23 protein-coding genes are annotated in these 21774 nt (G+C 49.5%); 8 read left to right on the forward strand and 15 right to left on the reverse strand.

Going from position 1 to position 21774, the window contains the following annotated elements; all coding sequences use genetic code 11:
- Positions 1-730: methane monooxygenase/ammonia monooxygenase subunit C (locus IT527_RS06030; protein WP_292967630.1), on the forward strand; the 730-nt coding region annotated here is incomplete at its 5' end.
- Between the two features lie 291 nt (positions 731-1021).
- Here IT527_RS06030 and ispD read toward each other — a convergent pair.
- From ispD to ftsY, 4 genes are read right to left on the reverse strand one after another with little or no spacing between them, the layout of a single operon-like run.
- The gene (ispD, locus tag IT527_RS06035) at positions 1022-1735 is read right to left on the reverse strand and encodes a 2-C-methyl-D-erythritol 4-phosphate cytidylyltransferase (protein ID WP_292967631.1); all 714 of its coding nucleotides are present in this window, start codon (positions 1733-1735) and stop codon (positions 1022-1024) included.
- A gap of 21 nt (positions 1736-1756) precedes the next feature.
- Complete coding sequence (ftsX, locus tag IT527_RS06040) at positions 1757-2674, reverse strand: permease-like cell division protein FtsX (RefSeq protein ID WP_292967632.1); 918 nt, start codon at positions 2672-2674, stop codon at positions 1757-1759.
- Positions 2671-3324: an ATP-binding cassette domain-containing protein gene (locus IT527_RS06045; RefSeq protein WP_292967633.1), complete on the reverse strand. Its 654-nt coding sequence runs from the start codon at positions 3322-3324 to the stop codon at positions 2671-2673. Before IT527_RS06045 ends, ftsX begins: the two co-directional genes overlap by 4 nt.
- A gap of 37 nt (positions 3325-3361) precedes the next feature.
- Positions 3362-4360 (reverse strand): signal recognition particle-docking protein FtsY, encoded by a 999-nt coding sequence (gene ftsY / locus IT527_RS06050; protein WP_292967634.1) that lies wholly within the window; start codon positions 4358-4360, stop codon positions 3362-3364.
- 121 nt (positions 4361-4481) lie between these two features.
- Here ftsY and IT527_RS06055 point away from each other — a divergent pair, with 121 nt between their 5' ends.
- Complete coding sequence (locus IT527_RS06055) at positions 4482-5870, forward strand: pitrilysin family protein (protein ID WP_292967723.1); 1389 nt, start codon at positions 4482-4484, stop codon at positions 5868-5870.
- Between the two features lie 115 nt (positions 5871-5985).
- Positions 5986-7074 carry an alanine racemase gene (alr, locus tag IT527_RS06060; protein WP_292967635.1) on the forward strand — a complete coding sequence of 363 codons (1089 nt, stop codon included), beginning with the start codon at positions 5986-5988 and terminating at the stop codon, positions 7072-7074.
- Between the two features lie 32 nt (positions 7075-7106).
- Here the strand turns inward: alr and IT527_RS06065 are convergent, their stop codons facing one another.
- The 3 genes from IT527_RS06065 to IT527_RS06075 form a co-directional block, all read right to left on the reverse strand.
- Complete coding sequence (locus IT527_RS06065) at positions 7107-7901, reverse strand: peptidyl-prolyl cis-trans isomerase (protein ID WP_292967636.1); 795 nt, start codon at positions 7899-7901, stop codon at positions 7107-7109.
- A 157-nt stretch (positions 7902-8058) separates the two neighbouring features.
- Positions 8059-8361, reverse strand: a complete 303-nt coding sequence (locus tag IT527_RS06070; RefSeq protein WP_292967637.1) for a YciI family protein — start codon at positions 8359-8361, stop codon at positions 8059-8061.
- 73 nt (positions 8362-8434) lie between these two features.
- Positions 8435-9589: an FAD-dependent oxidoreductase gene (locus IT527_RS06075; RefSeq protein WP_292967638.1), complete on the reverse strand. Its 1155-nt coding sequence runs from the start codon at positions 9587-9589 to the stop codon at positions 8435-8437.
- A gap of 309 nt (positions 9590-9898) precedes the next feature.
- Here IT527_RS06075 and htpX point away from each other — a divergent pair, with 309 nt between their 5' ends.
- The gene (htpX, locus tag IT527_RS06080; RefSeq protein ID WP_292967639.1) at positions 9899-10777 is read left to right on the forward strand and encodes a protease HtpX; all 879 of its coding nucleotides are present in this window, start codon (positions 9899-9901) and stop codon (positions 10775-10777) included.
- Positions 10778-10852: 75 nt separating this feature from the next.
- On the opposite strand, the gene IT527_RS06085 is transcribed toward htpX, so the two are convergent.
- The 4 genes from IT527_RS06085 to thiD form a co-directional block, all read right to left on the reverse strand.
- On the reverse strand, positions 10853-11599 hold the full coding sequence (locus tag IT527_RS06085) for a VacJ family lipoprotein (protein WP_292967640.1): 747 nt from the start codon (positions 11597-11599) through the stop codon (positions 10853-10855).
- 184 nt (positions 11600-11783) lie between these two features.
- Positions 11784-13073: a glutamate-1-semialdehyde 2,1-aminomutase gene (hemL, locus tag IT527_RS06090; RefSeq protein ID WP_292967641.1), complete on the reverse strand. Its 1290-nt coding sequence runs from the start codon at positions 13071-13073 to the stop codon at positions 11784-11786.
- Between the two features lie 32 nt (positions 13074-13105).
- The gene (gene thiE / locus IT527_RS06095) at positions 13106-13729 is read right to left on the reverse strand and encodes a thiamine phosphate synthase (RefSeq protein ID WP_292967642.1); all 624 of its coding nucleotides are present in this window, start codon (positions 13727-13729) and stop codon (positions 13106-13108) included.
- A 4-nt stretch (positions 13730-13733) separates the two neighbouring features.
- Entirely contained in the window at positions 13734-14576 is an 843-nt protein-coding gene (thiD, locus tag IT527_RS06100) for a bifunctional hydroxymethylpyrimidine kinase/phosphomethylpyrimidine kinase (RefSeq protein ID WP_292967643.1), read from the reverse strand.
- 52 nt (positions 14577-14628) lie between these two features.
- On the opposite strand from thiD, the gene IT527_RS06105 reads away from it, so the two are divergent.
- The 3 genes from IT527_RS06105 to erpA all read left to right on the forward strand — a co-directional run bounded on the left by IT527_RS06105 (position 14629) and on the right by erpA (position 15661).
- Positions 14629-14817, forward strand: coding sequence for a rubredoxin (locus IT527_RS06105; RefSeq protein ID WP_011111994.1), 189 nt, complete (start codon positions 14629-14631; stop codon positions 14815-14817).
- Positions 14818-15207, forward strand: a complete 390-nt coding sequence (gene gloA, locus IT527_RS06110; RefSeq protein ID WP_292967644.1) for a lactoylglutathione lyase — start codon at positions 14818-14820, stop codon at positions 15205-15207. It abuts the gene before it with no gap.
- Between the two features lie 88 nt (positions 15208-15295).
- Positions 15296-15661: an iron-sulfur cluster insertion protein ErpA gene (gene erpA / locus IT527_RS06115; RefSeq protein WP_292967645.1), complete on the forward strand. Its 366-nt coding sequence runs from the start codon at positions 15296-15298 to the stop codon at positions 15659-15661.
- A gap of 4 nt (positions 15662-15665) precedes the next feature.
- On the opposite strand, the gene IT527_RS06120 is transcribed toward erpA, so the two are convergent.
- Both IT527_RS06120 and IT527_RS06125 read right to left on the reverse strand, forming a co-directional pair.
- Positions 15666-16757, reverse strand: coding sequence for an anhydro-N-acetylmuramic acid kinase (locus IT527_RS06120; RefSeq protein ID WP_292967646.1), 1092 nt, complete (start codon positions 16755-16757; stop codon positions 15666-15668).
- Positions 16758-16788: 31 nt separating this feature from the next.
- The gene (locus tag IT527_RS06125; RefSeq protein ID WP_292967647.1) at positions 16789-18120 is read right to left on the reverse strand and encodes a peptidoglycan DD-metalloendopeptidase family protein; all 1332 of its coding nucleotides are present in this window, start codon (positions 18118-18120) and stop codon (positions 16789-16791) included.
- Positions 18121-18211: 91 nt separating this feature from the next.
- Between IT527_RS06125 and tyrS the strand changes: the two genes are divergently transcribed.
- A complete protein-coding gene (gene tyrS, locus IT527_RS06130) occupies positions 18212-19432 on the forward strand; it encodes a tyrosine--tRNA ligase (protein ID WP_292967648.1) in 1221 nt (406 codons plus the stop codon).
- Positions 19433-19880: 448 nt separating this feature from the next.
- On the opposite strand, the gene nrdR is transcribed toward tyrS, so the two are convergent.
- On the reverse strand, positions 19881-20360 hold the full coding sequence (gene nrdR, locus IT527_RS06135) for a transcriptional regulator NrdR (RefSeq protein ID WP_292967724.1): 480 nt from the start codon (positions 20358-20360) through the stop codon (positions 19881-19883).
- Positions 20361-20387: 27 nt separating this feature from the next.
- Positions 20388-21638, reverse strand: a complete 1251-nt coding sequence (gene glyA, locus IT527_RS06140; RefSeq protein ID WP_292967649.1) for a serine hydroxymethyltransferase — start codon at positions 21636-21638, stop codon at positions 20388-20390.
- Positions 21639-21774: the final 136 nt, after the last annotated feature.

Below are 21774 nucleotides of genomic sequence, written 5' to 3' on the forward strand. Positions count from 1 at the left end.
ATACGGCCTGCTGCCCATTCTGGGCATAGCGGTATTCTGGGTATGGTATCAGCGTACGTTTGCCTATTCCCATGGCATGGATTCGATGGAGCCGGATTTTGACCGGATCTGGATGGGTCTGTGGCGTATCCAGATGGTTGTTCTGCCCCTGGCGGCATTCTCCATCTGGGGGTGGCTGTTGAAAACCCGGAATACGGCAGAGCAGCTTGCCAGCCTGACCCCCAAACAGGAAATAAAGCGGTATTTTTATTTCATGATGTGGCTTGGAGTCTATATATTTGCCGTTTACTGGGGATCAAGCTTCTTTACCGAGCAAGACGCCTCATGGCATCAGGTGATTATCCGGGATACCAGTTTTACACCCAGCCATATTCCTCTGTTCTATGGCTCATTCCCGGTATACATCATCATGGGTATAGCGATGATCATTTATGCCAAAACCCGGTTACCGCTGTATAACAAGGGGTGGTCGTTCCCGCTGATCATGGTAGTGGCCGGCCCGCTGATGAGTCTGCCCAACGTTGGTCTGAACGAGTGGGGACATGCCTTCTGGTTCATGGAAGAACTCTTCAGCGCACCACTGCACTGGGGCTTCGTTATCCTGGCCTGGGCTGCCCTGTTCCAGGGCGGTCTTGCCATACAGCTCATAACACGTTATTCCAATCTGGTTGACGTGGAATGGAACAAGCAGGACAGAGCCATTCTGGACGACGTCGTAACAACTCCATAACCGGGTATATTTCCAATCCTCTGGTAAATTCAGGGGGTTGGAACAGTCTGGGTATCATCCTTCCCTGATTATCGAAACCTGATACTGTTATTGTGTTTTCCGATTCAGATTGTCAGAATCCGGAAATGACAGATATCAATCACTGCACGGCATTGGCCGGATAATCGGAATTTTCCGCGAAACAGGCTGCAGACAGCATGAAAGCAACAGCTCCTGCAGCCACCTTCACCGGTACATCATCCGCAACATCAGGACACCCCGGTATCAGACCTCATCTGTTTGTCGAACAGCTTACGAAATCCGTTTTGTGTTGCAGCGCGCCTGCAGGACCAGTTCAGCCAGTTTCAGATCCTGCGGGTAGGTTACTTTGAAGTTGTAAGCATCTCCCATGACGAGCCTGGGGGAAAATCCCAGTGCTTCCACGGCACTGGCATCATCGGTAATACTTGCCGGTGCCTTTTCCAGTGCTTCGAGCAACAGCTTCGCACGAAACATTTGTGGAGTTTGTGCCTGCCACAACCGTTCTCTCGATTCAGTTCGCACCACCCGGTCAGTATCATCCGCACGCTTTAATGTATCCGCCAGCGGTACAGCCAGCAGGCCGCCGACTTCATCTTCCGCGAGCTGGTCAAGTAATCGCTCAGTCAGTGCATGACTCAGTCCCGGGCGGGCAGCGTCATGCACCAGAATCCAGTCCTGATCCTGTACGCAGTTGGCCGCACGCAATGCCTTAAGTCCGTTGGTAACACTTTCAGCACGGGTTGCCCCGCCACAGTTGAAAATCCGAATTTTGCCGGAAAATTCATCCCAGTCATGCCGCACCCATTCCTTGTCATCAGGTGCCAGTACCACACAGACTGTACCAATACGATCTGTACTGCACAAAGTTCGCAGTGCGTGATAAATCATTGGTTTACCCGCCAGTGGCCGGTATTGTTTGGGAACAGCTTCTCCCATACGTGAACCGGAACCGGCCGCCGGAATCAGCGCGATAAATTCAGTCATGTAAAAACCCTGTGAATCGCATCAGGAAACAGAACTTTCCTGGTCGATTTGTGCCAGATGCCGGGCAACCGACCCGCGCGCGCCAATCCATCCAAGCGCACCGGACAATAACAGTAAAGCCAGACTGTCCCGCCAGGAAAGATGATGGAGTGTAATTGTGGTGTCATACAGCCTGGCCAGCTCTGCCAGCACTTCGTTCAGCCTGATGATCATGAAATAAAGCAGCAGCCAGGCCAGGGCGGCCCCCAGTAATCCCTGTAATGCACCAAAATAAAGAAACGGACGACGAATGTAACCATCCGTAGCACCAATCCATTTGGAAAGCTCAATTTCATCACGCCGCGTCAGCAGCTGCAGACGAATGGTATTGAACATGACAATGATGAGAGCCGTGCCAAACACCGCAGCCAGCATCATGACAACCAGTCTGCCCACATCGAGTATGGCATCCAGCTTTCTGGCCCAGTCCGTATCCACCAGTACATGAGCCACCTTCGGCCAGGACTGCATCATGGCCTGCATTTTCTCAATTTCATTTGCCGGCAAACGGCCGGGATTGATTACAAATGCATCCGGTAATGGATTCTGACCAAGATTATGCATTACCTCAGCCATCCCGTTTTCCTGTTTCAGTTCGTCCAGGGCAACTTCCTTCGAAACAAACCGAAAACCCTCGATTGTAGTCAGCGCTTCCAGGCGGGTATTGATCAGTTCCACGTCAGCCTGACGCGCTGTGGTATCCAGCATGAGCGTCATCTGCTGCGAATCCGTTGCACGCCCGGAAACTTCGCTCAAATTCTCCAGCAGAACAAAGATACCTGCCGGCAAACTCAGAACAATACCGAAAACGATAATGCTCAGCAGACTGGTAACAGGTGTACCGGCAAGCTGCCTGAATGCGCGCATCAGCGCATGTCCATGCTGGGAAAACCAGCTCATGCGACCAGCTTTCCCTGCTTCAGTTCAAGCACGCGATGCCGCGCTGATTCAAGCAGGGTCCGGTCGTGCGTCGAAATCAGGACAGTGACTCCTACCTGATTGAAAGATTCGAATACTGCCATAATGTCCCGTGCGTAGTTACTGTCAAGATTAGCCGTCGGCTCATCTGCGATCAGGATGGTCGGGCGATGAACAACTGCACGCGCAATACACAACCGCTGTTTTTCCCCACCCGACAAAGTAACCGGATCTGCTTTTTCTTTAGCCAGCAGACCCACTTTGTCCAGCGCCGCACGCACACGTGACGCACTGGTTTTAGTATCAAACCCTGTGACCTGTAACGGCAGCATGACGTTGGCAAAGACATTACGGTCATACAGAATTTTCTGTTCCTGAAAGATCATTCCGATATTGCGGCGCAGGTAAGGAATGGCACTGCGCCTGAGTGTGCCGATATTCTGCTGTCCCACGATGACACTGCCGGAAGTGGGTCGCTCTATGGCGGCAATCAGTTTCAGTAATGTACTTTTACCAGCACCGGAGTGCCCGGAAAACAAAATCAGCTCCCCCTGATCAATGGATAGCGTCACCCCCTTAAGCGCTTCGAATCCGCCCGGATAAAATTTGCTGACACTGCTGAAACTGATCATTACGGCCATACCGGTCACTCAAACAGAACAGGGGACATCAGTCGAACAGCGCTTCAGCAAATTCACGTGCATTAAAAGGCCTTAAATCATCCAGCCCTTCTCCCACTCCGATAAAACGCAACGCCGGAGGATTATCCGCAAATTGTGCGGCGATCGCAGCAATCACCCCGCCTTTGGCGGTCCCGTCAAGCTTGGTCATAACCAGCCCGGTAACACCCAGCGCATCATTAAAAGCTTTTAACTGGCTGACTGCGTTCTGTCCGGTATTGGCATCCAGCACCAGTAATACTTCGTGCGGTGCATCCGGAATTGCTTTAGCGATGACGCGCCTGATTTTCCTGATTTCTTCCATCAGATGAAGCTGCGTAGTCAGACGACCGGCGGTATCCGCCAGAACAATATCAATTTTTCTGGCAATGGCTGCATTGATTGCATCAAAAATCACGGCAGCCGGATCACTTTTCCTGCCCGGATCATTGTCCTGTGAAATGACTGTAATCTGGTTGCGTTCACCCCATATTTTGAGCTGTTCCTGTGCTGCTGCACGGAAGGTATCGCCCGCTGCGAGCAGTACAGATTGTCCCTGCGACTGGAAATAATGCGCCAGTTTACCAATGGTTGTCGTTTTACCAACACCATTTACGCCTGCAATCATGATGACAAAGGGGCTGTGTCCGGCGGTAATCAGTGGCCGTTCCAGCGGTTGCAGCAACTCCGTCACGGCATCCTGCAAAACAACCCTGAGCTGCTCCGAATCGTCCAGTGCATCACGCCTGACACGTGTGCGCAACGATTCCAGTAACCGGCCGGTCGCATCAATGCCGGTATCTGCGGTTAACAGTGCTGTTTCCAGCTCTTCGTACAAATCCTCATCAATTTTCCTGCCGCCAAACAGCCCGGATAACTGCTTGCCAAGCTGCTGCCGGGTACGTGACAAGCCCTGTCTGATCTTGTCTGTAAAACTGATCGACCCGGTTTCAACCTGTTCGGGATTTTTTTCGTCAGGATTTTTTTTGGATTTGAAAATACTAAACATTCTGGTAGGCTGTTTTTTGTTACAGGAAGGTAAATATCATACCATCAACATTGACCGATTACCCGAAGGGCTCAGGCAATACCAGCCACCCTGCTCATGCCAATTCCATTCCAAGCTCAACATGAAAATCAGTTTCCGACCTAATTACCTTGCTTCTTTACTTTGCATTACATTGATATTCCCGCTGCCAGCGGTTGCCAGTTCGCATGAATACCTGCTCGACAATGGACTCAAGCTGATCGTCAAGGAAGATCACCGCTCCCCTGTCGTTATTCAGCAGGTCTGGTATAAAGCCGGCAGTATGGATGAAGTCAACGGCACAACCGGTGTGGCTCATGCACTGGAACACATGATGTTCAAAGGAACTGACAGCGTACCCGCCGGTGAATTTTCCAGAAGAATTGCAGCGGTTGGCGGCAAAGAAAACGCCTTTACCAGCAGCGATTACACCGCTTACTATCAGCAGCTGCACCAGCGCCACCTGCCGATGGCAATGGAGCTGGAATCTGATCGCATGCACAATCTGCAACTGACACAGGAGGAATTCTCTAAAGAAATTCAGGTTGTCATGGAAGAAAGAAGACTGCGCACGGATGATCAGGCACATGCGCTGCTGTACGAAAAAATGATGGCAACCGCTTTTCAGGCACATCCTTACCGCCGCCCGATCATCGGCTGGATGAATGATCTGGAAAATATGCGGGTTAGTGATGCTCAGGACTGGTACAAGCGCTGGTACGCTCCCAATAATGCGGTACTGGTCGTCGTGGGTGATGTTGATCCGGAAAATGTACTCGCACTGGCAAAAAAGTATTATGGCAGGTTTGATGCAGCCAGGGTAATTCCTCTGGCTGAACGTAAACCGCAAACCGAGCCACTGCAAACCGGAATCAAGCATCTGGTTGTCAAGGCACCGGCACAGCTTCCACACCTGATCATGGGCTATAAAGTACCGTCCCTCAAAGATCCGGGGCATGAATGGGAGCCCTATGCTCTGACTATTCTGGCAGAAATACTGGATGGCAATGCCTCGGCAAGACTTGATAAAAACCTGGTACGCGGAACTCGTGTCGCTGTCTCGGCTGATGCCAGCTACAGCCTTGCCGAACGCGGCCCCGGTACTTTTTTCATTGACGGGACACCCAGCGAAAACAAAACTGTGGGTGACCTGGAACAATCAATTCGTGCTGAAATTGACAAAATTATCCGGTCCGGGATTACGCAGGAAGAGCTGGCTCGCGTCAGGGCACAGGTAGTGGCAAGTCGTGTTTATCAGCTTGACTCCACGTTTGCCCAGGCAATGCAGATCGGCAGACTGGAAAGCATCGGGCTATCCCATCGCGATGCCGATGTAATTCTGGAAAAATTACAGGCAGTTACCACCGAACAGGTCAGAAAAGTGGCTGAAAAATATCTGATTGATGATTTACTCACTGTCGCTGTGCTGGACCCGCAACCCTTATCAGAAACGACTCAGCAACAGAACAGCGCCATTCAGCTGAAGCATTGACAGGAATTTTTTCGAGAGACTCTGTTATATACCGGCAGGGCCAATACGCCGCTCGCATATATTACCTGCGAACGCATTTCTTTTCAGCCAGGATAACCAGTAAATCAACCAGAAAATGTCCCGTCCGATTCGTGCGCTTATCAACTGTGCAGCATTACAGCACAATTTTTCCGTTATTCGGAGTCACGTTGGCCAATCCCGCATCATGGCTGTTGTCAAGGCCGATGCTTACGGCCACGGCCTGCTTCGTACAGCCAGGGCACTTGATGCAGCCGATGGATTTGCGGTACTTGAGCTGGAAGCAGCAATTCAGTTAAGAGAAGCCGGATTCAGACAACCCGTTCTGCTGCTGGAAGGTTTTTTCTCGACAGAAGAAATCGAGGTAATTCGACATTACGGGCTGAGTACAGTCATTCACTGCCACGAACAGCTCTCAATGCTGCTGGCGCACAAAGAAACAGAAAAACCGGATATTTTTCTCAAGATCAACACCGGTATGAACCGCCTTGGCTTTAAACCTGAAGAAGGCAGTTCTGCACTGCGCAAACTCAGACAAAGCTGCCCGAATACCAATATTACGCTGATGACCCATTTTGCCTGCGCGGATGATTTACTGGAAACCAGTCACGTTGAGCAGCAACTGAATGGTTTCTCACTGCTTCAGCAAAAACAGAAAGCGGACATACCCAGGACACTGGCCAATTCCGCCGCAATTCTGCATTACCCCGGAACTCATGCAGACTGGGTACGGCCCGGCATCATACTTTATGGTGCATCCCCTCTACCGGACAAAACGGGTATTGAACTTGGATTACGGCCAGTCATGACCCTGACCAGCCGGATTATTGCTGTGCAACATCTTGAACCTTCTGATCGCCTGGGTTACGGAGGATCGTTTGTTGCCAGTCAGCCGATACGTGTCGGGGTTGTCGCGGCCGGTTATGCAGACGGATATCCACGCCATGCGCCAACCGGAACATCCGTCCTGGTTAACGGACAGCGAACCCGTTTAATTGGCCGCGTTTCAATGGATATGTTAACTGTTGATCTGAGCGGAATCCCGGAAGCAGCGGCGGGAAGCCCGGTAACACTATGGGGAGAAGGGTTACCGGTGGAAGAGGTGGCCAGATCAGCTCAGACTATCAGCTACGAGCTGCTGGCTGCACTCTCACCGAGAGTGCAGACTGTAAGTCTAAACTGTTAAGCCGGCAATTCTCTTGCGGTTAAAACAGCTGGTTACTCCACTTTAGCATTTTTACGCAGAGATTCGACCATTGCTGCAAATTTACGCTGCAATACACGCTGTTGCATGTTTTGTTTAACTTCTTCAAAAGAAGGCGGAACAGCAGTACGGACATCCTCCAGACGGATGACATGCCAGCCAAATGGCGTCTGGACCGGCTGACTGGTCGTTTCCCCTTTTTTCAGTTTAGTCAGTGCATCAGCGAAAGGTTTGACATACACAGCAGCGGAACTCCATCCCAGTTCACCGCCGTTACTCTTGCTTCCTGTGTCAATGGAGCGTTCACCGGCCAGTTTTTCGAACGCTCCCCCTTTTTTGAGAGCAGCAATCAGGTCTTTCGCCTCCTGTTCAGTTTCTACAAGGATATGACGCGCCTTGTACTCTTTGTCCCCCATCTGGCTTTTTACTGATTCATATTCCTTACGCAGATCGCTGTCACTGATCGGGTTGTTCCGCATGAAATCAGCCTGATACGCTCTGATCAGAATTCCCTGACGAGCCAGGTCAATTTGTGTCAGCACATCCGGGTTACGGTCAAGCCCTTTCTTGATTGCTTCCTGCGCCAGGATTTCTTCTGTAATCAGGTTTTCACGTAATGCGCTCTTCACTTCAGCTGAATCAGGCTGACCTTGTGCTGTTGCAGCCTTAATGACCAGATCAAGGCGAGATTGCGGAATAGCTACGCCGTTGACCTTGGCAACCGTGCCACTGCCCTGGGCATTCACGGAAGTCACACAAACCAGTCCGAGAACAGCAAGCGGCACAGAAAAAAACGTGGTTAAGCGCATAAAATTTCCTTTAAATAGTAGGGTGATTGACAAATTTTTATCTGAGAAGCATATATCTTAACAAAATAAGAATAAGTCCTTCTCGGAAACAAACAAACTTTTTACCGGTTCCAGGATAAATACTCCCGAAGTTTTCCGGCCGTTACTAACAGCCTGCCTACTCAGGAAAAACTTTCCTGAATGGTTTAACGGTTATTTTTGCATAAACCCCTGCTAATGCATATGGATCAGCATTAGCCCACTCCCGGGCAGCGTCCAGTGAAGCAAATTCAGCCACGATCAGGCTTCCGCTGAATCCGGCCGGTCCCGGATCAATACTGTCTATTGCCGGACAGGGTCCTGCCAATAACAGTCTTCCCTCTTTTTGCAGTTCATGCAGCCTGGACAAATGTGCCGGACGGCTGGCTAACCGCTTTGGCAGGCTGTCAGGAATATCCTCGCCCTGTATTAAGTAAAGCATGTCTGTTTCCCTTAGTCAGTACAAACTTTTTGCGGTTCTCAAAGAAATAATCTGAAACTTTGCTCTGCCTTTTTTATGCCAGTACCGGTGGCAGGCGGGATGCCAGTGTATTGCGTTCACCCGTTGCAGTCCCGAGCAAGGCAAAACCATGTAAATTTCCATCTTCATCGTAATAAAGGGCTTTCATGCCATTTTCAACAGCCTCAACCTTCCATTCTCCCTTTACAGCCGGATCCGGAGGTGAAACAACGGTTGGACAGGCAGGTGTCTTGACCATTACCGGCATTGCCGGGTAGTGCAGCAGTGTTGGATTACCGGCAATTGTCGCGGCCAACGCCCGGCCGGCATGGGAAATCGGCAAAATGAAGGGCAATATTTTTCCTTCTACTTCAGCACAATCCCCCAGAGCATAGATATTCCGGGCACTGGTCTGAAGATAGCGATTGACTGCAATACCACGATTCACCTGAATTCCCGCAGCAGCAGCCAGACCGGTACGTGGCTTCAGGCCAATAGCGGACAGCACCAGATCCGCCTCAAGCACCTCATCTTTCCCATAGTACAACTGGTAGCATCCGTTTTCCCTGTTTATTGTGCCAACCGTCGTGCCGAGCAGAAAACGAACTCCGGCTGCCGCCAGTCTATCGTGGAAATACTGACCGGCCTCGGGAGGAAGCAATCGCCCCAGCGGCAGCAAACTCAGATCAAATACACTTACCTGGTACCCTTTTGCAGCCAGATCATTGGCAAACTCACAGCCGATCAAACCCGCACCCAATATGGCAATGTGGCGTTTTCCTTCCAGAGATTCACGGAACTTCCGGTAATCATCCAGATTATTGACTGACAACATTTCGGATGAACCTTCTCCCGGTATGGGCAGGCGAACCGGATCCGCCCCCAGCGCCAGAACCAGCCGGTCGTAAGCCATTTGTCCCCCTTCTTCAAAGGATACATTCCCTGCAGCAGTATTAATGGCACTGACACAGGTATAAGGCTGAACCGAGATACCCAGCTGCTCCGACATTTGGATCATGCCGGCGCTCAGGATGGAATCAGGCGTTTTACCTGTTGCCAGTGCATTGGATAACATGGGCTTTGAATAAAAACCGCCATGATCCGCCGATAAAAGCGTAATTGGTACGGTCGCATCCAGCTTGCGCAATTCACGCACAACTGTATAACCCGCCAGCCCACTTCCCACGACTACAACAGATGGCTGACTCATACTGATATCCCCTGCTTTACGTCAATCAATCTTCATCTCCCTTTTATTCACACCCGTCATATCTGCTGATATCTGGAAACCTGTTCTTTATTCCAGGCCCGACCCGGCAATCAGCTTGTTTACGCGCCTCATTGTACCTCAAGGGAAGAAGATTCCAGTGATATGCCAGGGGGAACTCGCATGAAATTATGCATACCGGTACTTGATATCAGGAAATATGTCACCATATAGCCGCTTGGCTTGAACGATTGCTTTCTATGGCTCTCAAAGCACAACAGGTGTACTCATAAAACTTGAAGGACGAGAACAATGAAACGAATTTTTCTTTTTATCGTAACAAACCTGGCCATATTGCTGATGCTGAACATCACTTTGCGCTTGCTTGGTGTGGATCGCATACTGGATGCCGAAGGCGGTGGACTGAATTTCAATGCACTGCTTGTTTTTTCCACCGTACTGGGGTTTGGTGGCTCACTCATTTCGCTGGCCATGTCCAAATGGAGTGCAAAACACATGACTGGCGCTGTGGTTATTGATGTTCCATCCAATTCAACCGAAGGCTGGCTGGTGGAAACCGTACGGCGGCAGGCAAAAAAAGCGGGGGTTGGTATGCCTGAAGTTGCTATCTATGATTCGCCCGATATCAACGCATTTGCCACCGGAATGAGTAGGGACAATGCGCTGGTAGCTGTCAGTACAGGACTTCTGCAGAAAATGAACCGGGACGAAGCTGAAGCTGTGCTGGCACATGAAATCAGCCATGTCGCCAACGGGGATATGGTAACGCTGGCATTGATTCAGGGTGTTGTGAACACCTTCGTGATTTTTCTCTCCCGCGTGATCGGGTATATCGTTGACCGTGCAGTTCTCAAATCAGAAGAAGAACATGGACCTGCCTATTTCATTACCAGTCTGATTGCTCAAATGGTACTGGGTATCTTTGCCACGATTATCGTCATGTGGTTCAGTCGTCAGCGGGAATTTCGTGCGGATGCTGGCAGTGCACAGATTTCGGGAAGAGACAAGATGATTGCTGCGCTGCGGCGATTACAGCAGGAATATGAGCCTTCCCACCTGCCGGACAAGATAGCGGCTTTTGGAATCTCCGGACAGAAAAGCCAGATTGGCCGCCTGTTCATGTCACACCCGCCTTTGGAAGAGCGCATCCAGGCATTACAATCTGTCTGATAAAACAAAACCGGAGCTGGCAATTTTCATACCAGCTCCGGTAAAAATACAGCTTCCTGATCGAGTCAATCCGAATCAATCGTCGATCATTATTTCATCTTCTTCAAAATTTACAGGTTCTTCCTCGGCAGGAGCCGATCCATCATCTTTTATGAGACTGTCCCGCCTTTGCAAATAGGCATCACGAACAAACTCATACTTATCCAGCGAGGCCTCTTCCAGCGTTTTATCCAAATGCAGCAGCTGTTCGCGTTTATCAATAAATTCTACTGTTGTAACCGGTAAACGTACGGTCAGCAAATCAAGATTCGTATAAATTGCACGTGCAGGATGAATAAAGGTACTGTCTACTCCAATTCCTATCGCATCCCTTACCGAGCTTGGGCCCAGTAATGGCAATACGAGATAGGGGCCACTGCCAACCCCGTAAAACCCCAATGTCTGGCCAAAATCCTCATTACGCTTACTGATATCGATATCACTCACCTGGCTGATGTTACTGGCCAGATCAATAACACCCAGCATTCCAAAAGTTGTATTGATCAGGATACGTGTTGTACTCGCCATTGCATCCACAAACTTCAACTGCAACAGGGAATTGGCTGCAATAACAACATCGTCCAGATTGGAAAAGAAATTCCCGACAACCATTCTGACCGGAGGAGGGATAAACCTCTGATATCCCCTGGCAACAGGCTCTACCACAACCTCATCGAGCTTTTCATTAAATGAGAATACCACCCGATTCATGGATTCCAGAGGGTCACGCCGATTATCTACCGTAGCACACGCTGATAACACGCCACTCAAGAACAGCAGCATCAAAAATTTTTGAAAACGAAGAAAATCAGTAAACATAATCTGTTGTTTATTTTTTATATACAAGTATTGAGTCGAGCATATTGCCACAGCTGAAAAAATCAGGATAAACCGGCCGGCAAACTGTAAACGGCAATCAACCATGCCGATTAAATCCTTTGTTTATTTTCAGTACGGCAGCTCCCGCTTATTTATATACCCCCTGACTGAATACGCGATCAGCTGCAGCCAATGTTTTATCGATCTCCATATCGCCATGAGCAGCAGAAACAAAGCCGGCTTCAAAAGCTGAAGGTGCAAAATACACACCTTCTTTCAGCATGGCATGAAAAAAACGATTGAACGCTTCACGATCACTTTCCATCACCTCAGAAAAACTTTCTGGTGGAGATTTCCTGAAATATAAACCAAACATTCCGCCAACCGCTTCTGTACTGAACACCACGCCGTGTTTTACAGCGACAGTTGTCAAACCTTCTGTCAGTTTACGGGTCATGGCCGATAACTTATCAAAGAAACCCGGTATCTGTATCTGGCGCAATGTTTCCAGCCCCGCAGCAACGGCAACCGGATTACCGGAAAGCGTACCCGCCTGATATACCGGTCCCAGCGGAGCAAGACACTCCATCACATCACGCCGACCGCCAAAAGCGGCCATAGGCAGGCCGCCACCAATCACCTTGCCCAGAATGGTCAAATCCGGTTTGATGCCATACAACCCCTGAGCACACGCCAGACCAACCCGGAAACCAGTCATCACCTCATCCAGAATCAGCAGGCTGCCATGTTTCGTACACAGTGCCCGCAGTGTTTCCAGAAAACGGGGAGTTGCCTTAACCAGATTCATATTACCCGCCACCGGTTCAACAATGACAGCAGCAATCTCGGCACCCAGCTCGCTGAAAATCCTTTCTGCCCCGGCCACATCGTTATAATCCAGTACAAGAGTATGGCTCGCTGTTTCAGCAGGAACACCTGCTGAACTGGGATGACCAAAGGTCAGTGCGCCGGAACCCGCCTTGACCAGCAGCGCATCATCATGACCGTGATAGCAGCCCTCAAACTTGATAATCCGGTTTCTGCCTGTATAGCCGCGAGCCAGCCGGATAGCACTCATACCGGCTTCAGTACCGGAACTCACCAACCGCACCATCTCCAGAGAAGGTAACAGGCGGCACAATAACTCGGCAATTTCCAGTTCTGCAGCTGTTGGTGCACCAAAGGAGGTGCCATGACTTGCCGCAATCTGCACAGCCCTGATGACATCAGGATGCGCATGCCCAAGAATGAGCGGCCCCCAGGAACCGACATAATCAATATAGGATTTTCCTTCCACATCCCAGAAACAGGCCCCCAATCCGCGCTGAAAAAAAACAGGGGTACCACCTACAGATTTAAAAGCCCGTACCGGGGAATTAACTCCTCCCGGAATATATTGCCTGGAACGTTCAAACAGTTGCTGATTGGTAATTGTCATTGAAATCGTTTAAAAATTATTGAAATTGATAATTAGCTGAACCATTCTGAGAAACTTCGAACAGCCGACTGTATATCCCGGGCACCAAATAAAGCCTGGCTGACCGCTACAGCATCACATCCACAGGCAATCAATGTTCCGGCATTGTCCGGACTGATACCCCCAATGGCCACGATGGAAATATTCAGTTCTTTCCTCGCATCAGCCAGCAGGTCAACTGAAGCCCGAGCTGTATCCGCCTTGGTTACAGTCGGGTAGAACGCACCAAAAGCAACATAATCCGCTCCCGCACTTTCAGCTTCCACCGCACGATTCAGCTGATTGTAACAGGAGACACCAATCACTTTATCCCGGCCAAAATGGTGCCTGGCTACCGACAGCGGAACATCATCTCCGCCTATATGCAGACCCTCAGCATCAATCTCCATGGCCAGATCCAGGTGATCATTGATTACCAGGGGAACCTGAAATTGTCTGCAAAGCTGATGGATTCTGACAGCCTGCGTAAATCGCAGCCAGCTGTCAGCCTTTTTATTCCGATACTGAATCCAGTTCACACCGCCAGATAACACTTGCCGGACTGCATCACACAGCTTTTCGGTATCCGCCACATCGGGCGTAACTGCATAAACACCGCTTACTCTGCACTGGCGCATAAAATCAATTTTCGGCGCTGCCTGTACCTTCTTTCGGGTTCTCAGTCTCCGCCCAGAAAAATCTATCCGGGATATACTGCCCCATTCCCGGACGAAAACCGGCATTAAGTGTATTCCAGGTAAATTCCTGCGCCTCGTACACGCTGTCGGCAACCGACATGCCATGCGCGAGCGAAGCTGCTATTGCAGAGGACAAGGTACAACCCGAACCATGATATGAACCTGGCAGGCGCTGCCAGGAATCCGACCGAATAACACCGTTCACACCGTAAAGTACGTTAACTACCTCGGGTGTGTTTTCGTGGGCTCCTTTGATAAGCACGTAACTGCACCCCCATTCCAGCAACCGTTCTGCACTTTGTTTCAGATCCAGAATTTCAGGATCATCTTCATCATTAAGCGCGATACGCCTGGCTTCTATGCTGTTGGGAGTAATGATTGTCGCCTGAGGAAACAGCATTTCACGCATGGCAACAATAATTTCCTCATTGGCAAACGTATCACCCCGGCCGGAAGCCAGTACCGGATCCAGCACCAGCGGTATATCAGGATAATCTGATACGATTTCGGTAATGGCCGCGATAATTTCAACACTGCCCAACATGCCGATCTTGAATGCCTGTACCGGCATATCCTGCAGCACCGTGCGCGCCTGGTCGGTAACCCACTCGGCATCCATGACGAATATATCCTCAACACCGACAGTATCCTGTACCGTAACAGCAGTCAGTACAGTAAGCGGGTGGCAGCCCATCCCGGCAAGCGTCATAATATCCGCCTGGATACCAGCCCCCCCACTTGGATCACTGCCTGCAAAGGATAATACAATTGATGGTGGTAGAGACATACACTAATACCGTAAAATGCTATTTTAACTTAAGCAAACTCACTTATCTATTATGACTACTGAGGACAACCAGGTTTACAACCGCTATATGTGCATGATTTGCGGCTTTATCTACGACGAGGCTGAAGGATGGCCACAGGACGGCATTCCAGCCGGGACCCGCTGGGAAGATGTCCCCATGAACTGGACCTGCCCGGAATGTGGCGCACGGAAAGAAGATTTTGAAATGGTCAAAGTGTAAATGCGCATTCTTCATACCATGTTGCGGGTAGGCAACCTGGAACGTTCGGTACGGTTCTATACAAATGTTCTGGGAATGCAGGTTTTGCGCCGCAAGGATTACCCTGAAGGAAAATTCACACTGGCTTTTGTCGGCTACCAGAGTGAAACAGAAAGTACGGTACTGGAGTTAACACATAACTGGGAAACGGATCATTACGATCTGGGGACCGGGTTTGGGCACATTGCAATCGAAGTGGAAAATGCCTATGAGGCTTGTGAAAAAACCCGAAATCTTGGTGGCCGTGTTACACGTGAAGCTGGCCCGATGAAACATGGAACTACCGTTATTGCCTTTATTGAAGATCCGGATGGCTACAAAATAGAGTTTATCCAGAGAAAAACAGCGTAACGCTTATATCACCTGAATATTCTCCGGCTGCAGCAAGGCTGGCTGTCCGCCTTATCGGAATAACCCATTACACAGGTAAACAAGCAAAATGAGTACAACACTTCACGAAGAAACAATGACAGATCACCCCCCGTTAAACTTTACTGACAGCGCCGCCAGAAAAGTAAAAGAGCTGATCGTGGAAGAGGATAACCAGGCGCTTAAACTGAGGGTTTTTGTCAGCGGCGGCGGCTGCTCCGGATTTCAGTACGGGTTTACCTTTGATGAGACTATCAATGAAGATGATCTTGTGATGGAAAAACAGGGGGTGAAACTACTGGTTGACTCTATGAGTTTTCAGTATTTGCTGGGTGCAGAAATTGATTACCAGGAAAATGCCCAGGGTGCCCAGTTTGTCATTAAGAATCCATCAGCAGCCAGCACTTGCGGATGCGGATCTTCATTTTCTGTCTGAGAATTCAGGCCGGGTAAATCGCCCCCAGCACCCGGCTGCCGGTTGCACCCGTTACGGCTGGAAGATTGCCGGGGGCACGTTCCACGGATTGCCGTGCCAGCCAGGCAAATGCACAAGCCTCCACCCAGTCAGCTTCAATCCCCAGTTCATCAGTCCTGCTGATTTTTCGATCAGATAATACCCGCTGCAATCCGGCAACCAGCGCTCTGTTATGTGCTCCCCCCCCGCACAGATAAATTTCATAAGCATCGGAATAGTAAGCTCTCACAGCGTCAGCGATTGTTCGCACAGTCAACTGCAACAATGTAGATTGAACATCCTGCGCAATTTCATTACCTGACAGACAGGATTGCAACCAGTTGAGATCAAACATCTCCCTACCGGTACTTTTTGGCGGTAACTGAGAAAAATAGGGAAAACTCAACAGTTCTTCCAGCAAAAGATCAATCCTCCTGCCTGAAGCCGCCCACTCTCCATTCCGGTCATAAGCCATGCCGGTATGCTTCAGACACCAGGCATCCATCAGCATATTCCCCGGCCCGCAGTCAAAACCGCTTACCCTGCCACTGACAGGCAGACTGGTAATATTAGCAATCCCACCGATATTAATAATCAGGCGGTGAATATCATGATGTGCAAACATTTCATAATGAAATGCCGGAACCAGTGGTGCCCCCTGTCCTCCAGCAGCAATATCCCGGTTCCTGAAATCAGTCACAACCGTAATACCAGTCAATTCCGCCAGCAAAGCACCATTTACTAACTGGATGCTGTAGCCATTCCCGGGTTGCGGGCAATGCCGGACTGTCTGACCATGACAGCCGATTGCCACAATCTCCTGCGAAGTCATTCCGGATTGTCCCAACAGGCGACTCACTGCCTCCGAGTACAATTCAGACAGCTGGTTACTTAACGTGGCCGAACGGTGAAGCTCATTCTCACCACTCTGATTCAGGCCGAGCAGCGCCAGCCGGAAAGGCTGGGTATAGGGGATAAAGCAGGTGCGCAGCAGTACGAATGAAGATCCGGAAAAACTTACCAGTACTGCATCGACACCATCCAGACTCGTGCCTGACATAATGCCGATGTAGTACATCTTTCCAGTTACGTATACAGATTGACGTTAATCAGTTAAGAGAAGCATAGCTGGCGTTACGCAACAAATCGAGCCGGGAAAGTAATTCCTTACTTTCCTTACGAAAAGCCGTGTAGTGTTTTTTACTGATAGGTTGTGCTGCCGGCATAACAATTCGGGCAGGATCACGCTGTACGCCATTCACCCGTAATTCATAGTGGAGATGCGGACCGGTCGCCATTCCGGTTGATCCAACAAAACCGATAATATCCCCCTGTTTGATCTGCTTTCCTTTTTGCAGTCTTCTGTCAAAACCGGATAAATGACCATACGCCGAGCTGTACTGTGCATTATGTTTAAGTACAACCAGATTTCCATAGCCACTCTGCCAGCCTTTATACTCAACTGTACCATCCGCTGTAGCCATCACCGGAACACCGGTTGGGGCGGCATAATCCACTCCTCTGTGGGCACGCCATTTTTTTAGTATAGGGTGGAAACGTCCACTGGAAAAACCGGAACTGATTCGGGAAAATTTGAGAGGCGCCATCAGAAAAGGCTTGCGCAAACTTTCCCCCTCCGGCGTGTAATATTCGCCCTTTTCACCTGGCACCTGAAAATAAACAGCTTTTCGGGATTTACCTTTATTGAAAAACTCTACTGCAAGTATCCGTCCAGCCTGAATCCTTCCACTTTCATCGCGGGAGGATTCATAAATAACCGTAAAATGATCCCCTTTCTGAATATCCCGATGAAAATCAATACTGCTGGAAAAAATATCAATCATCTGGGTAGCAATTGTGCTTGGCATTTCCGCCTTATCAACCGCCGCAAACAGTGAAGTGCTGATTACTCCCAAGCCGACCTGGACACGAGTATTACTTTTTCCGGATTGCTCACTCAGCTCAAACTCACCATTAACTTTCTCAGCCTGGAATTGTTCGCCATTCCCGTAAAAATAGCGTAGCGCCATCAGTTTCCCGTCAGAGCGAACCTCAGCATGAATGATTTCACCCGGTTTAAGATGATCTATTGCCACATTGCCACGTGTTGCATCTAAAAAACTGTTTTTATCCCCCTGGCTGATTTCAAGGCGAGTAAGAATTGCAGCAATCGTATCCCCTCGGCGAATACCTTCCTGCCGCCAGAAAGTCATATCGGGATCAGATGTGGCAAATTTTTCCGGAAGATGTAAAGAACGAATGACCTTTTTACCGGATACTTCATGCGGGAGTGAATCAGGAACAATCCCAAAGGCGGTAACCATTCCGAATAACGGCAAACTGGACAGAATCGTTATCCAGCGTACTTTCTTTTGTGCGAAAACAGCAAGTTTTTGCGCTAGAATGCTGCTCTTTCTGCGAGATGACTGGTGGTAAATCAAATGCCATCACTCCTTTCGTCTGTTGGGAACTTTTTAAGTCTAACATGGAAATGCATAAATATGATGACGACTGATTTTTTGCTGAGTGGCCGTGCCTGAATCAATTTCTCAACAGTTACAGATAATCAGACGTGGCTGTCAGGAGCTGCTGATTGAGGAAGAGCTCGTACAGAAGCTTAATAAAGGCACCCCTCTCAGAATAAAAACAGGTTTTGATCCAACCGCTCCGGATCTTCATTTGGGGCATACTGTCCTGCTGAATAAACTGCGCCAGCTTCAGGAACTCGGCCACCATGTTCTGTTTCTGATTGGCGATTTCACCGGGATGATTGGTGACCCTACCGGAAAAAGTACCACTCGCCCGCCACTGACACATGAACAGATAGCAAAAAATGCGGAAACCTATGCGTCTCAGGTGTTTAAAATACTCAAACCTGAACAGACTGAAGTGGTTTTCAATTCATCCTGGATGGGGAAATTCGGTGCTGATGACCTGATCAGGCTGGCTTCCACTTATACCGTCGCACGTATGCTGGAACGGGATGATTTCAGTAAACGCTACCATGATAACCGGCCCATTGCCATTCACGAGTTTCTTTACCCGCTTGTTCAGGGTTACGATTCAGTCGCATTGAAGGCAGATCTCGAACTGGGTGGTACTGACCAGAAATTCAACTTACTGGTTGGGCGCGAATTACAGAAACACCACGGCCAATCACCACAGTGCATACTTACCATGCCTCTTCTGGAAGGGCTCGACGGCGTCCAGAAAATGTCCAAATCACTCAATAACTATATTGGTATCAACGAACCGCCTGCCGAAATCTTCGGCAAGCTGATGTCAATAAGCGATACGCTGATGTGGCGCTATATCGAACTGCTGTCGTTTGAATCAATTGAAACCATACGTCAGTGGAAAAATGATACAGAATCCGGTCGCAACCCGCGTGATATTAAAATACTGTTTGCTCGCGAAATTGTCGCGCGTTTTCACAGCCATGCTGAAGCCATTCAGGCTGCAGATAAATTTGAAGCACGCTTCAGTAAAGGCGCTGTTCCCGAAGATATCGAAGAAAAAAAACTCTACATCCAGAGTACAGAATTGGCTGTCCCCCAACTGTTAAAGCTGGCCGGTCTGACTGCCAGTACCAGTGAAGCCCTGCGCATGATTGAACAAGGTAGCGTAAAACTGGATGGCGACAGAATAAGTGATAAAACCCAAACTATCCCGATCAATACCACTGTCATCGCTCAGGTGGGAAAAAGAAAGTTTGCAAAAATTACTTTATTACCGGAACAAAGCAATTTGTAAAAATCACCCCGAGACAAGATTGCCGTTACTGATACGGCTAGCGCTTCAATAAATTTTTCATACCGGTCAGGGTAAATGTCATCAGTACAGGTTCTTGCTGGCAGCGGTTCCTATTGGCAGCCACCCTGCTTACAGGTATTTTCAACAGAGTGGAGAAGTTGTTCCAGTTATCCCGTGTAATCCGGATTCTGCTGCATTACCGTGCACACGCACGGAAACCTGTCCTGCACGTTACATGCCATTGAGACGATTCGATCCGCCTGAAGAAGGGTGCATGATTTCCGCCTTATATCCGGGTCTCCACTTTATATCCGGTATATTCCTGCTGAAGTCTCCCCACACAATATAGCTGACAGCTCATACTATGCAGCAACTCCGAAAATCGCTGAGCCTGCCCCCAATGCAGCGTAAAATAATCCCGGAAAAAGCGGATAGCTGTCTCAACCGGTCAGGAAGGTGCATCGTCACTATTTTGTGGTGACGACTGAACTTCCCTGATGACTTCCTGGAAATCGCCCACGTCTTCAAAGCTCCGATATACCGAAGCAAAGCGTATATAGGCGACTTTATCCAGACTGTATAACTCCTGCATTACCCACTCACCAAGCATACGTGATGATATCTCCTGGGTTCCACTTCCCAGCAGCTTCTGCAGAATGCGCTCGATTGCAGCATCTACCTGTCCGACCGGAACAGGGCGTTTGTGCAGCGCACGGGCGAAACTGGTGTAAAGTTTCTCCCGATTGAATTCCACACGATTGCCATCCTGTTTGATGATTTGCGGGAAACGCAATTCAACCGTCTCGTAGGTCGTAAAGCGCTTTCCGCATTCCACACAGCGCCGCCTGCGTCTGATACGTGCCCCTTCCTCACTGATACGCGAATCAATCACACTGGTATCTTCAGCACCGCAAAACGGACATCTCACTGCCATTCCCCCAAACTAACGCAGATCTCAGTTTCCATATACCGGAAATTTTGTACACAATGCCTGAGCCTTGCGAGCAACCTGATCCAGAACCGCTGCATTAGCCGGTGCTTCCAGCACATCAGCCACCAGATTGGCAAGCTCCTCGGCTTCAGGCTCCCTGAATCCGCGTGTGGTAATGGCCGGAGTCCCAATCCGCACCCCACTGGTCACAAAGGGTTTCTGCGGGTCATTTGGAATCGCATTTTTATTAACCGTAATATGCGCCGCTTCCAGTGCAGATTCAGCTTCTCTTCCGGTCAAATTCTTGGCTTGCAAATCGACCAGGAACATATGACAGTCCGTACGACCCGATACAATACGCAGGCCGCGCTGCTGCAATACCCTTGCCATGACACGCGCATTCTCGATAACCTGTTTCTGATAGTCTTTGAACGCCTGGGTAGATGCTTCCTTGAAAGCTACCGCTTTGGCCGCAATAACATGCATCAGCGGCCCGCCCTGTGTCTGCGGGAACACTGCTGAATTAAGTGCTTTTTCATGCTCCGGGCGCGCCATGATTACTCCGCCACGCGGGCCGCGCAGTGTTTTATGCGTTGTACTGGTAACAAAATCGGCAATCCCCACGGGGCTGGGATAATAACCGGCAGCAATCAGCCCGGCATAATGTGCCATATCAACGAACAGATAGGCACCCACACTGTCAGCAATCTGACGGAAGGCTTTCCAGTCGATGACCCGTGCGTAGGAAGAAGCACCGGCAACAATCATGCGTGGTTTATGCTCATGTGCAAGCCGCTCCAGTTCCGCATAATCAATTTCTTCAGTTTCCGGATTCAGGCCATAAGCAACTGAATTGAAAATCTTGCCACTCATATTGACCGATGCCCCATGAGTCAAATGTCCACCATGTGCGAGTGACATCCCCAGGAGCGTATCCCCCGGCTTCAGTGCTGACAGATACACAGCGGCGTTGGCCTGTGAACCGGAATGTGGCTGCACATTGACGTATTCGGCATTGAACAGACTTCTGAGGCGGTCAATGGCAAGCTGCTCAACAATATCAACATACCTGCAGCCACCGTAATACCGTTTGCCTGGATAACCCTCTGCATATTTGTTGGTTAATACAGTACCTTGCGCCTGCAATACAGCCGGACTGGCGTAATTTTCGGAGGCGATCAGCTCAATATGATCTTCCTGCCGCTGTATTTCCCCTTTGATGGCTTGCCACAAATCCGGATCTACCTGCTCAATCGTTAAACTCTGTGAAAACATAATATTTCTCTCTAATTTTTACTGAAAAACGGCCATTCTATCATCACACTTTATTACATAACGGAATTGTGGCACACCTTTCCACCTGTGAAATTATCACTATTTTCAGCCATGAATCTCCCGTATCAATTTGACT

This window comes from Nitrosomonas sp. (assembly GCF_020852615.1).
In the GTDB taxonomy this organism is placed as follows: domain Bacteria; phylum Pseudomonadota; class Gammaproteobacteria; order Burkholderiales; family Nitrosomonadaceae; genus Nitrosomonas.

Coding starts and splice junctions, on each gene's coding strand:
- gloA (WP_292967644.1), top strand. CDS start 14,818: ATGCGCATTCTTCATACCATGTTGCGGGTAGGCAACCTGGAACGTTCG.
- ispD (WP_292967631.1), bottom strand. CDS start 1,735: ATGACTGAATTTATCGCGCTGATTCCGGCGGCCGGTTCCGGTTCACGT.
- IT527_RS06055 (WP_292967723.1), top strand. CDS start 4,482: ATGAAAATCAGTTTCCGACCTAATTACCTTGCTTCTTTACTTTGCATT.
- ftsX (WP_292967632.1), bottom strand. CDS start 2,674: ATGAGCTGGTTTTCCCAGCATGGACATGCGCTGATGCGCGCATTCAGG.
- htpX (WP_292967639.1), top strand. CDS start 9,899: ATGAAACGAATTTTTCTTTTTATCGTAACAAACCTGGCCATATTGCTG.
- IT527_RS06070 (WP_292967637.1), bottom strand. CDS start 8,361: ATGCTTTACTTAATACAGGGCGAGGATATTCCTGACAGCCTGCCAAAG.
- IT527_RS06120 (WP_292967646.1), bottom strand. CDS start 16,757: ATGTACTACATCGGCATTATGTCAGGCACGAGTCTGGATGGTGTCGAT.
- IT527_RS06105 (WP_011111994.1), top strand. CDS start 14,629: ATGACTACTGAGGACAACCAGGTTTACAACCGCTATATGTGCATGATT.
- IT527_RS06075 (WP_292967638.1), bottom strand. CDS start 9,589: ATGAGTCAGCCATCTGTTGTAGTCGTGGGAAGTGGGCTGGCGGGTTAT.
- erpA (WP_292967645.1), top strand. CDS start 15,296: ATGAGTACAACACTTCACGAAGAAACAATGACAGATCACCCCCCGTTA.
- IT527_RS06045 (WP_292967633.1), bottom strand. CDS start 3,324: ATGATCAGTTTCAGCAGTGTCAGCAAATTTTATCCGGGCGGATTCGAA.
- glyA (WP_292967649.1), bottom strand. CDS start 21,638: ATGTTTTCACAGAGTTTAACGATTGAGCAGGTAGATCCGGATTTGTGG.
- thiD (WP_292967643.1), bottom strand. CDS start 14,576: ATGTCTCTACCACCATCAATTGTATTATCCTTTGCAGGCAGTGATCCA.
- IT527_RS06065 (WP_292967636.1), bottom strand. CDS start 7,901: ATGCGCTTAACCACGTTTTTTTCTGTGCCGCTTGCTGTTCTCGGACTG.
- alr (WP_292967635.1), top strand. CDS start 5,986: ATGTCCCGTCCGATTCGTGCGCTTATCAACTGTGCAGCATTACAGCAC.
- IT527_RS06085 (WP_292967640.1), bottom strand. CDS start 11,599: ATGCTGCTGTTCTTGAGTGGCGTGTTATCAGCGTGTGCTACGGTAGAT.
- hemL (WP_292967641.1), bottom strand. CDS start 13,073: ATGACAATTACCAATCAGCAACTGTTTGAACGTTCCAGGCAATATATT.
- thiE (WP_292967642.1), bottom strand. CDS start 13,729: ATGCGCCAGTGCAGAGTAAGCGGTGTTTATGCAGTTACGCCCGATGTG.
- ftsY (WP_292967634.1), bottom strand. CDS start 4,360: ATGTTTAGTATTTTCAAATCCAAAAAAAATCCTGACGAAAAAAATCCC.